Genomic DNA, 13,271 nt, shown 5'->3' with positions numbered 1-13,271 from the left:
CCTGCTTCTTAATTAAAACAAGAATTTGTTCACTCTCAAAAGGTTAACTATTCCTATAATATGCTTACAAAAAAAACCTGTTGACTAAATTAAGGTCTTTGATAACATCAGGTCTCCACTACTCATAGGGGAATAATAATAATGAAGTTTAAGACGTTGCTTTTAGCGGGTTGCTTAAGTGTATTTTCCTCAGCTTATGCTGATCACAGCCATACTTATCCTCAGACTAGTAAAGAAGCGGCAGCAAAATCAGCTGCAAAAAAGGGCGCAGCCTATCCTGAAGATTACTGTACAATTGAAATCTATAATAATAGTTATGATGGCGTATGGGTTTACGGCACATTTGATGATGGCACCCGTATGGAGTCATTCTATATTCCGCCCCGTGATATCCCACATTATATCCATTTAGATTACTATGATAGCCGCTATGGTTATGTCTTTTGCCATCCAGGCATGTACATTACCATTGAGGATTATAGGGGACGTACCCTGTATTCAAGATGGACGACTCCAGGTACTCCACTTGAAGTCCGACCTTATTTCAATAATCAACTCCAAGTTGAAACCAAAAAGAAGTAATCGGCAGAATCGGTTAAAAAGGGCACGTGTTTACGTGCCTTTCTTTTATGCTCTAAGCGAGGTATTTTATGAAACGCATAGTCCTATTATCAAGTTTGCTTTTCTCATTAGGTTCTTGGGCAGCACAGGCGGTAGTAAGTCCCTCTTCACCTTCCGTCCATCATCACAAGCGAAACGCTTCTTCCCACAACCACCACCATGAACACCAAGCAGTCACGGTACCAGTCACACCGCACCATCATGGCCATCAGTTTGCTGTGCCAAATACGACTCGTAAGCCTGCGTACGTCAAGAAAACGAAACCTTCTCACCAAAGTAATCGTGCAGATCTTCATGCTCATGGTCATGACTAGTTCGTGGCACTGTGGTAATCTTGTAAAACTTACACCGAAGGCTTAGGCCTGAATGGATCTCAGGTCAGCCAATTTCTGCTAATGCAGCTTATGCATTCTATAATTGTATCATTGTTTATAGGTGAGGACTGATTGCTATGTATAATCGAAATTACACGATTGCAGGTTTTGATGAGGAACTAGCGCGGGCAATCGAAGCCGAACGCGTGCGTCAAGAGGATCACATTGAGCTAATTGCCTCAGAAAACTATGCGAGCCCCCGGGTTTTAGAGGCGCAAGGCTCTGTCCTTACCAATAAATATGCTGAAGGCTATCCTGGCAAACGTTATTATGGCGGTTGTGAATACGTCGATATTGCCGAATCGCTCGCAGTTGAGCGTGCTAAAAAATTATTCGCAGCAGATTATGTCAACGTACAACCTCATTCAGGCTCACAAGCGAATGCCGCGGTGATGATGGCGCTCCTTTCTCCTGGCGATGTGGTTTTGGGTATGGCTTTACCTCACGGGGGGCATCTAACTCATGGCTCAAAGGTTAATTTTTCAGGAAAGTTATACCAATCTGTCGAGTACGGCTTGGACGTTCAAACGGGTCTGATTGATTACGATGAGCTAGAAAGGCTTGCTGTGGATCATAAGCCAAAAATGATCATTGCTGGATTTTCTGCCTATTCACAAGTGCTCGATTGGCCAAGATTTCGAGCTATTGCAGATAAAGTCGGTGCCTATTTAATGGCTGATATAGCGCATGTCGCTGGTCTGGTTGCGGTTGGCCTTTATCCCTCACCCTTACGTTATGCGGACGTTGTTACCACAACCACTCATAAAACCTTGCGTGGACCGCGTGGTGGGATGATTATGGCGCGCGCTAATGAAGAAATTGAGAAGAAACTCAATTCTGCTGTTTTTCCTGGGATGCAGGGTGGTCCTCTGATGCATGTGATTGCAGCCAAAGCTGTTGCTTTTGCTGAAGCACTACAGCCTGAATTTAAGCTTTATCAGCAGCAGGTTTTGTTAAATGCTAAAATTATGGCTGAGGTCTTAAAAAGCCGTGGCTATCCCATTGTATCAGGTGGTACAGAAAACCATCTTCTTTTGGTTAACTTAATTGAGAAAAATATTACTGGTAAAGATGCTGATGCCGCTTTAGGACGGGCTAACATTACCGTGAATAAGAATTCAGTACCTAATGATCCGCGCTCTCCTTTTGTCACTAGTGGATTGCGCTTAGGGACACCCGCAATTACGACTCGCGGATTTAAGGAAAAAGAAGTCAGTCAGTTGACTGGATGGATAGCGGATGTGCTCGATGATATGAATAATGAAGCAATTATTGCGCGCGTTAAGTCACAAGTATTGCAATTATGTCGTGAATTTCCGGTATATCGATAATTATGCATTGTCCATTTTGCCATGCTGAAGATACCAAGGTAGTTGATTCGCGTTTAGTTGCGGAAGGCGCACAAGTACGCAGAAGACGCCAGTGTCTTCTTTGCCACGAACGGTTCACTACTTTCGAATCAGCAGAATTAATCATGCCCTCCATCATCAAGCGTGATGGTCGGCGTGAGCCATTTAATGTGAACAACTTGCGCGCAGGCATGTTGCGTGCTCTGGAAAAAAGACCGGTAAGCCTTGATGCACTTGAAGAAGCCATTATCGCGATCATGCAAGAAATCCGACGCAGTGGGGAGCGTGAAGTTGACTCACGGTTAGTTGGGGAATTGGTGATGAAACAACTGTTTCGTCTTGATCATGTTGCTTATGTGCGATTTGCCTCGGTTTATAAACGCTTTAAAGATGTGAGTGACTTCAGGCAAACTATCGATCAAATGAAAGATGATCGAACATCGGGATCTTCTGATTAAAAACAAGCCAGTCAAAGTTTAAATTTTATATTGCCTATCCCATGTCTTGAGGCTTGTTTGCAGGAACTATCAATGGTGAGAGGCTTTTAGATCCCGCGAACGAATCGCAGGACGTAGAACGAAGGGATAAAAACTTCATGAGGTAATTGTGGAAAAACAATCAATTAAGGGCAAAAGGCGTGCTCGAAAGCTGGCCTTACAGGCTCTTTATCAATGGCTGATGTCAGGCTATGAATTATATGAAATTGAGGCTCAGTTTCGGGTTATCAATGATATGACCAAGGTTGATGCGGAATATTTTTGCCGTTTGCTTCACGGTGTACCCAAATACGTCAAAACCTTAGAAGACAACTTGGCCCCTTTTCTCGACAGACCCATTGAAAATTTAAATCCAATTGAGTTAACGGTATTGCGACTCGGCGCTTTTGAATTATGTTATTGTCCAGAAATCCCCTATCGGGTTGTGCTCGATGAAGCTATTTCTTTAGCTAAGGAATTTGGTTCCCAAGATGGTCACCGTTACGTCAATGGTGTGCTGAATAATCTGGCTAGAAAAGTCAGAGCAGTTGAAATAAGCCTTCATAATGAATGAGTTTTCGTTAATCGATACTTATTTCAAAGCGCCGGCACTTAGCCGGGATGATGTAATTTTTGGAATAGGCGACGATGCGGCTTGCCTTGCAGTGCCTGCGGGTCAGCAATTGCTCGTTTCCACAGATACCTTGGTCGCAGAAGTTCATTTCTTATCGAGTTGGGATCCTTACGATATTGCCTATAAAGCAGTTATGGTTAATATTAGCGACATTGCGGCAATGGCAGCAAAACCCTGTTGGCTCAGTTTAGCTCTGACTATGCCCGAATTTGATAAGATTTGGTTGGATCGTTTTGCTCAAGGTCTACATGATTCATTGCGACAATTTAATATTGCTTTAATCGGTGGTGATACAACCCACGGGCCTTTAAGCATAACCATCACTATTCATGGCTTAATCCCCGCGGGGAAAGCGGTACGGCGTAATGGTGCTAAGCCAGGGGATAAGATTTATGTGAGCGGTGAGTTAGGAGCCGCAGCTTTAGCTGTTGAATTTTTAAAAAATAATGATATCGATGAGCAGGATAATAACGTGTTAATGCAAAAGCTTAAACATCCTAATCCTCGTATTGATTTAGCAGAAATTCTACAGGAACATGCTTCATCGGCCATTGATATTTCGGACGGTTTAAGTGCTGATTTGAATCACATCTGTGTTGCAAGCAAGGTAGGGGTTTGCCTTAACTCTACCGCGATTCCTGTGCATCCCTTGGTGAGAAAATACAAGCAAAATGATGCAGTGGATTTTGCCCTTATTGGTGGTGATGACTATGAGTTATGTTTTACGGTACCTGCTGCAAAAGAAACAAAATTCTTATCTGCCTTGCACAAGGCTGGATTAAGATGTTACCCCATCGGCGTTATTGAAGAAACCCTAGGTTTTCGTATAGAAATGGCAAATACTGAGATTAAAAATTTTGCCCCACGGGGATATAGTCATTTTTAGCTGAAGCTGGAATGACAATAAAAGGGAGTGCTTGGTACCCATTCAGTAAGTTGGGCAGTTAAAGCGTAACGCGATAATCCGGGCAGTACGCATGAGGCAAGCAGATAGAAGGGTGCTTTTATCCGCTCTTCACCGTTGCGGCTCGGATCTTCTTGAAAGACTATATCCTATCTCTGGGCAACCTAACTAGGGTTTAATACCACCCGAAGTAACGAGGAGTTTTAAATGAATCCTATCAATTTATCGCAAAAAGTCTGGCAGGACCCGATATATTTTATTGGCTTTGGGTTCGGAAGTGGATTAATGCCGATAGCGCCCGGAACATGGGGAAGTTTAGCGGCAGTGCCTTTGTATTTATTACTGGCGGGGCATTCCTTGGGAATTTATTTGCTTTGCACTCTTGCCGCTTTTGCCCTTGGTGTATGGGTATGTGATAAGATATCTCAGGATTTAGGTGAGCATGACTATTCCGGTATAGTTTGGGATGAAGTGGTTGGCTACTTGCTTACGATGACAATGGTGCCGGTTGGACTGGTGTGGATGATTCTAGGATTCCTGCTGTTCCGCCTTTTTGATGTTTGGAAGCCGCAGCCAATACGGTTTATTGATGAACGCATAAAAGGTGGGTTAGGGATCATGTTAGATGATTTGTTAGCTGCAGTACCTGCCTGGTTGATCTTGCAATTGCTTGTTTGGGGCTTTGCGAAATGAATGAAAACCATAAAGAGTTAATCAGTATAAGCCTGACCATTGGTATTGTGGCTCTGGCTATCTTCATTGTTCATCGATTCATTCCGTCAATGATATGGGCTGCTATTATTGTGATAGCTACTTATCCACTCTATAAACATTGGCGGCGGTTATTCGGGGGCCGCGATAATCTGGCCGCTTTATTATTTACCACGATTGTCGGACTCATCCTCCTATTGCCGTTAAGTTGGTTGATTTCCATTCTGATCACCGAAATTCAATTGTTTATTAATTACCTACAAGTCATCAACAAAGTGGGCGGCCCGGCTCCTGATTTTATTGGAAAGTTTCCAGTAATTGGGAATGATCTGGTGAATTATTGGAATACTCATTTTAGCCACCCCGGTAATCTTCGTGAGCTACTTACCAATTTGCATATCTCATTAACACCAGCGAGCTATTACATTAAGCAAGTAGGGGTTAATCTTGCGCACCGTGGATTTCAACTGGGTTTTACTTTGCTAACCTTATTTTTCTTTTATCGAGATGGGGATGAATTATTTCAGCAAATCAACCATATAGGAGAATACTGTTTAAGTGATCGTTGGTTCCGCTATGCCGATCGATTACCGTCTGCTTTACGCGGTACGGTAAATGGTACGATTGTGGTTGGTTTAGGAGTGGGTATTTTGATGGGAGTTTGTTATTTTTTTGTCGGCTTTCCAGCACCCACTTTGGTAGGGTTTATCACGGCATTTGCAGCAATGATCCCTTTTGTTGTTCCCATTGTGTTTACAGCAGTTGCCTTAATCTTGCTTGCCAGCGGGAGCATGGTTAGTGCACTTGTCGTGATCGTCTGGGGTACATTTGTCATGTTTGTGGCGGATCACTTTATTAAGCCTGTGTTGATAGGCGGTGCGATTAAGCTGCCTTTTCTTGCTGTGCTCTTTGGCATATTAGGGGGGGTTGAGACCCTTGGGTTGCTTGGATTGTTTGTTGGCCCTATCATCATGGTGTTGTTTATAACGCTTTGGCAAGAGTCGCAGGGTACTGGCAGGGTACCAATAATAGCTAAAAAATGATCAATATATTGAAAATATATTCAATTTATGGCATCATAATAGAAATGAACAAGCCCTTGCAATTTTTGTATCTGACCCAATTTATCGGATGTACAATTTTAAATTACCCGTATTCATGAAGTAGAGGGGGTGTGTATGAATAAAAATTGGCCAACAAAGGATAAGGACATGAGTACTGCTCAGCGTATTATGGAGGAATATGCTAATGAGCAAGAGACTGATTCTTTGGGATTATTTGAAGTAGTGGTCAATCAGGAAGAAAAGCGGATGGATTTTCGTTTATCCTCTTGGGTTTTAATGCTGGCTGAACATTTTAAATCCTTATATGGAGAAAGCAGAGGTGATTTCATTACCCGCCAAGTGATTAGCTCCTGCATCATTAAAGGTGAAACCGTTCACTAATCAAGAATCTTACTTTTGACCCAAGAGGATCAGTGTTATTTGATCCTCTGTGTCGGGTTACTTCATAAATCAGCTCTGAAATTGTATTCAATCTACTGTATTACGGATAGGAAAATAAGATTAACTCCTCGAAAGTAAAAATTCCTTAGCCTGAGGCTATGGATTGATGCCTAACTAACTTTACTAAGACATTGTCGGTACGAAAGTTGCAGCGACGATAGAATCACTTATTTAACCTAAGGACAGGGAATGTTGGAATGGGCCTTTGTTGTATTACTAATTGCCGCTATTGCCGCAGCGTATGGTTATACGAAGTCTGATTCCACCTCTTCTTACATCGCAAAATTATTGTTTGTTTCTTTTTTATTTGTTTTCTTGCTCTTAGTGATTTTCAGTTTATTCAGCACGGCTCCGCCGCCCTCTTCAGAGAATTCAAAATTACCGTTATAAAAGTTACGGTTTGCTGACCCCATTAAAACTGTTTTAAATACCGATCATAATTTTGTTTAAAATCGTTGCTGTTTTGATATTGAATAAGGGCTTTGTTAATTTGCTCTAATAACGTAATTTGTTCTCTATTGACCGCGATGCCGATGCCAAAACCGTAAACAAAAGGCTGGCCTAAGGCAATAAGCGATCCAGATGATTCTATTTCCCAGTATTTAGCCGTCGGGTCATCCATTAAGGCAATGTCTACGTCGCCATTATTTAACGCGTCAACCACATCAACGTTGCGGCTATAGCTGATAATACTCGGGTTGCGGACACCCATGTCACTGATTTCATCAGTAAAAATGCTACCTTTTTCAACGCCTATTGTTTTGTTATTGAGCATTTGGAAACTGAAAGGCTGGCCGGCTAAATTTTTTGGCCCAAGAAAACGAGAATGACTAATTAAATAAGGCAAGGAAAAATTAACATGGGTAGAGCGTTCAGGAGTAATAATGATAGAGCCGACAGCGACATCAACTTTTTTTGATTCGACTGCTGGAATTAAATCTTGAAAGCGCATAGCCTGAAATTGGCAAGATCGTTTTAATATTTTACAAATACTGGTCATCATGCTGATATCAAAACCATAAAGTTGTTTATTGCCGGACTGCATAACAAAAGGGGGTGCAAAGCCATTCACGGCAATTTTGAGAGGTTCATTCTGGGGATGAGCGAAGGTTGCGAATAAAATTCCACAGATAAAGCATGCTATTCTCATTAAACTCATGAGCAGTCGAACCCTTAATTAATCAATATTCTATGAGTATATCCCATATCAGAGGTAGTGAAGTTAGAGATTGTCTAAAAAGTTTGGCATTAAAAAGAGACTAATTAAAGTGTGTTAACAAGAAGCTTCTATTTTTAAAAGCAATATCATTAAGTTAGTTAGACGGAAAGCCAATCTTTTTCCAAATTTTTACGAAACAGGTTGGAACAAAATCCTTCAAAAATTGCTATAATTTACACAAATATTTCAATTGATTACCACTTTGCTTTTTTTAATCACCAGTTAATTGTCATTTCAATTCCCGCAAAGTGGGGCAATTCTTGGAGATGCGTATGCCAAAAGTTAAGATGAGTGAGTTAAAGGCACTTAAAAAAATAGAACCATACCTAACCAAGCTTCGTGGTGAAACCGTAGAACTAGAGGCTGATTTAGATCAAATTCAAACAAATGCGGACAAGATTGCTCCTATTGCGCAGGCACTGTCTAAAGCAGGCAAGCTCACTCCCGGCAATTTAGTGCAACTCTTAGGGTTAGCAAAAGAACCTGGGCGATTGGCTCAATTAGCCGAAATGCTGCCGCTATTAAAAGAGAAAGTAAAAGGGGTCGACATTGATAAATTTTTGTCAACGAGCCCAAAAGGATTGGGGCAAGTAAAAACTATTTTAGAGAAGATTCCAGAAGGCAAGCCTGTTGATGAAAAAGCATTTGACCACATTCTTGGTGGTTTCAATGACCACTCCACAGAAGACAGCGTCGGTGCGTTAGGTAACTGCATCCAGGCCATGCAGAATGCCAACATTCCAATGAAACGATTTTGGAAGGAGCATAATGTAGCCCGTATAGTCCGTATTGCCAAACTTGATGAAGGTCAGTTAGTGGGGGTTTCAGCAGTTTTAAAAGGCCTTACGACCCCTCCCCGTAAAGCATTGGATGAACGCACATTCAACTTTATTGTCGAAAATCCTCAGCGTTTTGAAGGAGAAGTAGTCCTTGCCGAAAACGGTGGATCATTTAAAACGCCTAAAGCTGATGCGGTTGTCAGTGCTTTTACGGCAATGGAAAACGCGAATATTCCCATCGTTGGGAACAGGCAAGCTGTCATGAACATGGAAGGTAAAGATTTAGTAAAACTTTCCCGTGTTTTACCGCAATTCGATTTTTTAAAACCAAAACAACGATTATCGTCAACTCAATTTAATTGGCTTTGTAAGAATGTGGGTAAGTTGGAGTTAGATCAAATACCTCATTTTGGTGAATGTGTCAAAGCGATGAATGGCAAAGTTCCCTTAGTTTCAGCAACAGGTCATAACCGATTTAATGAATTGATGGGTAAGGGAGCGGACTTAAAGGGGATCGCCACTATCTTGAAGAGTCTTGGTAATCGACTGGATGACAAAACTTTTGATTATGTTCTTAAGAATAGTCCTACCTTAGCACCTAAAGCGGACAAGATTGCCGGGGTCTTTGAGGCGATGAAAGACGCCAAAATGGAGCTTGAAGGGCTTCGCCAACCTGTAATGGAAATCAAAGAGCCTGGAGTATTAGAAGCCTTAACAGCAGTCTTGGGTGAGCTGAAAAGAAATGAAGGCGAGCCCCCCCTATTGGATAAGAGTGCGTGTAAGAATCTAATCGACAAGATGGTAAAAGATAAAGCCGAGAAGAAAGATTGGACTCCTGAGCGGGCTCGAGATTTAGGCGGATGCTTTAAAGCAATGCAAGCAAGCAATATTTCATTAACCCCATTTTTAAGAGCAGAAAACCCCAGCCGTCTCATGAGCTTAAATCCTGACGAATTAGCAGCAGTAAATACCCTGCTAACCCGGTTAGCGAAGGACAAAAATTTGGATAAGAAGACCTTTGATTACATTGTAGACAATGCAGAAAGCTTGGCTATGGGAATCGGTGAGGGAGCGGATAGAAAGACGAGGGCTGGGCAAGTCGTTGCCGTCTTTGATGAGATGAAGAATTTGGGTATTCCCATAACAGGAAATAGACAGCCAATTATGAAATTGGCCATGCCTAAATCTGCCGTTGGTGAATCTGGATTAAGTCGCGATTTAAGTGTCCTACACTCTGTCTTAACTGAATCAAACAAGCCACCCAAAATTGCTGCTTTTGCTGCGGATTCTGGGGCTTTTAAAGATTTACGGGACAACATCCACAATTTGGCTGCTGGGCAAGTGAATGACTTCATGGCCTGTCTAAGAGCGATGAATCAACAAAAAATTCCACTGACTAGCTCTGTGCCATTAAAGGATGGCAATCTTGCTAAGTTGTTAAAACTGGGGGATCCGCAAGGCCAGGGGACTAAACTTAAGGCGCTCGCCACAATTGTGAACAGCCTTGGTAAAAGCCTGAATGAAAAAACCTTCGAATACCTCGTCAAGAATGCCAATGATTTAACAACCACTAAAGCAACCGAAATCGCCAATGTGTTTGGCCTCATGACAGCAGCAGGAATCGATTTGAAGGGAAATAGGCAGCCTGTGATGAAAATGGGGGAAGGTGATTTAAAAAAACTAGGGGTTATTTTGGCGGCAGCTGATCCTGGTAAAGTAAGAGCGGAAGGCGAGCAGAAATTACTTCTTAACAATGATACATTTAAGATGCTCCGTAAAGGCTTAAAAGACTTTGATGAAAATGCAGTCAATGATCTTGCCAAATGTATTGCGGCAATGAATGGTAACGTTCCGGTCCAACATCAAGTCATGGGCAACAGGATTGAAGATTTAATGAAAGTAGGAAAGAATCCTGATCATTTGGCTGGGGTAGCTAAGATTTTACAGAGCTTGGCAGGGAAAGAGGGAGAAAAGAGTGCCTTGGATGATAGTACTTTTGATTATGTTGTAAAAAATGCCCCGGATTTGGCAGGAGAAAAAGCAAAAAAAATAGCTCAAGCATTCAACGCAATGAGAACCGCCAAGATTGAAATTGCAGGGCATAGGCAACCTTTAATGGAGCTTGCAAAAGAGAAAAATGGTATAGAAAAACTTCAGAAACTTACGGAGTTTCTAACTAAACTGAAAGCTCCACCTGAGAAAATTAAAGAGCCTTTAGGCAAGGAAGAATTCAAAGCGCTACGAAAGCATGTAGATAATCTCGATAAGGACAAAGTCGAAGATTTTGCTGGATGTATTAATGCAATGCGTACCAATCGTATTCCACTAACCGAAACTCTACCGTTTAAAGAAGATCGCCTTGCCAAACTTTTAGCGCGTACCCCTGGTGAATTGAATACAGTAAACAGGTCAATGACTGAATTAGCTAAAGGTTCAAACCTGAATAAAGCCACTTTTGATTATATCGTAGACCATGCGGATAAATTAAATGCTCCAGTTGACCCAGAAAACCCTGAGGGTGAGAAAAAAGTGGACAGGGTACTGAAAGTATTTAAGGCTATGGATGAGCTTAAAATTCCCATAAAAGGCAACAGACAGCCTGTGATGAACATGAGCAACGAAGAATTACGTATCCTTGCTGATGTTCTCGGGGAATTCAAAGGTAGAAAAGTCGAGATGAGCAAAGATGATTTTAAAGCGCTTCGAAAAAATGTCAGCAAGCTACAAGGCTGGAAGCCTGAAGATATTACACAATTTGGCCAATGTGTTGCTGCTATGAATGCCAATAAAATTCCTCTTACACCTGGCATCCTTAACGATAGGCTTGGCCGTTTAATGGCATTGGCTACCAAGAAAGAAACAAAAGAAGTCGAAATGAAAGAGATGGGGGAAGACTCAAAATATCAAGATCCCGAAGTAAATAAACTAGAAACGGTTAATAATATCTTTCAGGCGTTAGGAAAAGAACTCGATGGGGATGTCTTTGATTATGTCGTGGATAATGTGGCCAATGGTAAACTGACTCAGAAAACTAAGGTTGACGGGGAACCGAAAACCAAAGCACAACGAGTTGTAGATGTTTTCAGCGCAATGAAAGAGGCAGGTATTACCGAGCTCAAAGGCCATCGACGGGCAGTCATGGATTTAACTGATAAACAATTGGTACGAGTCAAAGATGTTTTAACAAATACGCCCGAAGACAAATTATCGTTGACTGGAGATGCTTTTAAGGTAATCCGTAAAAATGCAGATAAAATTCAAGATAAAGAACACGCACAAACACTTAGGCGTTGCATCCAGGCAATGAATGACAGTGGTATTCCACTCACGCAAATGATTGGCTCAGACAGGCTGGCTAACCTGATGCAGCTCGGCAAGGCTGATCTACAAAAAGTGGAAACGCTGATGGCGACACTTAATAAACACGGGGCATTAGACAAGCGAACCCTTGACTATCTTGTCGATCATGCATCAAAGTTCCCTCCTTCTAAAGTTGAGAAAATTGATAAGCTCTTTGAGTTGATGGGAAATAATAAAATTGGAATAAAGGGAAATCGCCAACCGCTAATGAATTTAGGTGAAAAGCAACTTGATAATTTAATTAGTAAAGTTAGCGACATTCAGAAACTCGGGGGGCGAGTGACGGATACTGATTTTAAACAATTCCTAAAAGAATCAGCAAAAACGGTTATTCCAGATATACCGCTTGATAAAGGAACCAATTTAAAAATGGTTTAAAAATGGATGCTGTTTGACAGCATCCATTTTGGTTGTTTATTTATGAAGCTCATCCACAAATTTCATCAATTCTTCATTGCATTTTTTCCACTCGTCATAAAACAGCCCATGCCCGCTGTTTTCAAAGCGGATGATCTTCGAATTTTTAATGCCTTTGTTCATTGCTTCAGCTAAGCCAAAAGGACATACTTTATCGCCAGGGGCGTGGAAAATGGCTGTAGGCACTTTCACTTTTTCTAAGTTTTTACGTTGATCAGTATCCCTAAGGGCGATAATGCATTCGGCAGTGGCATAAGGAGAAGCTTCCATACCCATGTTTTGCATCCAATCAGCAAATTTAGGGCTTACTGCGTCTTCTTTGTGGAAGAAAATCTTGCCGAAATTTTCCAACAATTGAGCTCTGTCAGAATAGCATAATTCAAGTAACTCATTGCATTGATCAATCGTCAAACCATGCGGGAAATCGGGACGTTGTGTCCAGATGGGTGCGGCAGCGCCTAAGAGTACAAGGCCTGAAACGCGCTCATTGTGGTGGCGGACGCAGTAGTTAATGGCAATTGCACCACCCATGGAATGGCCTACTAGGGTGACATTGTCTAAGTCGAGATGGCGTAAAACCTTCAGAATATCATCGGCAAAAACATTGTAATTATAATCGCCCCAGGGCTTATCTGATTTTCCATAGCCTCGCATATCAATCCCAACGCAACGATAACCATGCTTAGGTATTTGTGTGAATTGATATTCATAGCAACGATGGTCAAAAGGCCAGCCAGAAATAAAGACAATAGGTTTACCAGATCCCCAATCCTGTACGAAAACGCGAGTACAGGCATCAACTTGTACATATCCCATAGATATCTCCTTGTTAGATAACTTCTTTAAATATAGATGGATTTTTTAAAAATTGAGAAAAATTTTTAGAAATTCGATAATCGGAACCCATGACCGTTAGGGTGTG

Annotated in this window: 13 protein-coding genes; 11 read left to right on the top strand and 2 right to left on the bottom strand. The window is 41.7% G+C overall.

Annotated features, from left to right (window positions below):
- Window positions 1-141: 141 nt before the first annotated feature.
- The 10 genes from LMI_RS11340 to LMI_RS11300 all read left to right on the top strand — a co-directional run bounded on the left by LMI_RS11340 (window position 142) and on the right by LMI_RS11300 (window position 6,964).
- Window positions 142-582 carry a hypothetical protein gene (locus LMI_RS11340; RefSeq protein ID WP_045099899.1) on the top strand — a complete coding sequence of 147 codons (441 nt, stop codon included), beginning with the start codon at window positions 142-144 and terminating at the stop codon, window positions 580-582.
- A 68-nt stretch (window positions 583-650) separates the two neighbouring features.
- Window positions 651-935, top strand: coding sequence for a hypothetical protein (locus tag LMI_RS15275; RefSeq protein ID WP_064102983.1), 285 nt, complete (start codon window positions 651-653; stop codon window positions 933-935).
- Window positions 936-1,072: 137 nt separating this feature from the next.
- Complete coding sequence (gene glyA, locus LMI_RS11335; protein ID WP_045099898.1) at window positions 1,073-2,326, top strand: serine hydroxymethyltransferase; 1,254 nt, start codon at window positions 1,073-1,075, stop codon at window positions 2,324-2,326.
- A gap of 2 nt (window positions 2,327-2,328) precedes the next feature.
- Window positions 2,329-2,802: a transcriptional regulator NrdR gene (gene nrdR, locus LMI_RS11330; protein ID WP_045099897.1), complete on the top strand. Its 474-nt coding sequence runs from the start codon at window positions 2,329-2,331 to the stop codon at window positions 2,800-2,802.
- Window positions 2,803-2,950: 148 nt separating this feature from the next.
- On the top strand, window positions 2,951-3,394 hold the full coding sequence (gene nusB / locus LMI_RS11325; protein WP_045099896.1) for a transcription antitermination factor NusB: 444 nt from the start codon (window positions 2,951-2,953) through the stop codon (window positions 3,392-3,394).
- Window positions 3,387-4,340 (top strand): thiamine-phosphate kinase, encoded by a 954-nt coding sequence (gene thiL, locus LMI_RS11320; protein ID WP_045099895.1) that lies wholly within the window; start codon window positions 3,387-3,389, stop codon window positions 4,338-4,340. Before nusB ends, thiL begins: the two co-directional genes overlap by 8 nt.
- A 225-nt stretch (window positions 4,341-4,565) precedes the next feature.
- Window positions 4,566-5,051 carry a phosphatidylglycerophosphatase A family protein gene (locus tag LMI_RS11315; RefSeq protein WP_045099894.1) on the top strand — a complete coding sequence of 162 codons (486 nt, stop codon included), beginning with the start codon at window positions 4,566-4,568 and terminating at the stop codon, window positions 5,049-5,051.
- Complete coding sequence (locus LMI_RS11310) at window positions 5,048-6,112, top strand: AI-2E family transporter (RefSeq protein WP_045099893.1); 1,065 nt, start codon at window positions 5,048-5,050, stop codon at window positions 6,110-6,112. Before LMI_RS11315 ends, LMI_RS11310 begins: the two co-directional genes overlap by 4 nt.
- Before the next feature lie 135 nt (window positions 6,113-6,247).
- Entirely contained in the window at window positions 6,248-6,514 is a 267-nt protein-coding gene (locus tag LMI_RS11305) for a hypothetical protein (protein WP_045099892.1), read from the top strand.
- Between the two features lie 249 nt (window positions 6,515-6,763).
- Complete coding sequence (locus tag LMI_RS11300; protein ID WP_045099891.1) at window positions 6,764-6,964, top strand: DUF1328 family protein; 201 nt, start codon at window positions 6,764-6,766, stop codon at window positions 6,962-6,964.
- Between the two features lie 22 nt (window positions 6,965-6,986).
- Here the strand turns inward: LMI_RS11300 and LMI_RS11295 are convergent, their stop codons facing one another.
- Window positions 6,987-7,724, bottom strand: a complete 738-nt coding sequence (locus LMI_RS11295; RefSeq protein ID WP_045099890.1) for a transporter substrate-binding domain-containing protein — start codon at window positions 7,722-7,724, stop codon at window positions 6,987-6,989.
- Window positions 7,725-8,065: 341 nt separating this feature from the next.
- Between LMI_RS11295 and LMI_RS11290 the strand changes: the two genes are divergently transcribed.
- A complete protein-coding gene (locus tag LMI_RS11290) occupies window positions 8,066-12,310 on the top strand; it encodes a hypothetical protein (RefSeq protein WP_045099889.1) in 4,245 nt (1,414 codons plus the stop codon).
- Between the two features lie 36 nt (window positions 12,311-12,346).
- Here LMI_RS11290 and LMI_RS11285 read toward each other — a convergent pair whose 3' ends face one another.
- Window positions 12,347-13,165: an alpha/beta fold hydrolase gene (locus LMI_RS11285; protein ID WP_045099888.1), complete on the bottom strand. Its 819-nt coding sequence runs from the start codon at window positions 13,163-13,165 to the stop codon at window positions 12,347-12,349.
- Between the last annotated feature and the right edge of the window lie 106 nt (window positions 13,166-13,271).

It is taken from the genome of Legionella micdadei, from assembly GCF_000953635.1.
Lineage (GTDB): Bacteria > Pseudomonadota > Gammaproteobacteria > Legionellales > Legionellaceae > Tatlockia > Tatlockia micdadei.
Note: the sequence above shows the minus strand (reverse complement) of the source record. Positions and strands in the feature narration are given on the sequence as shown.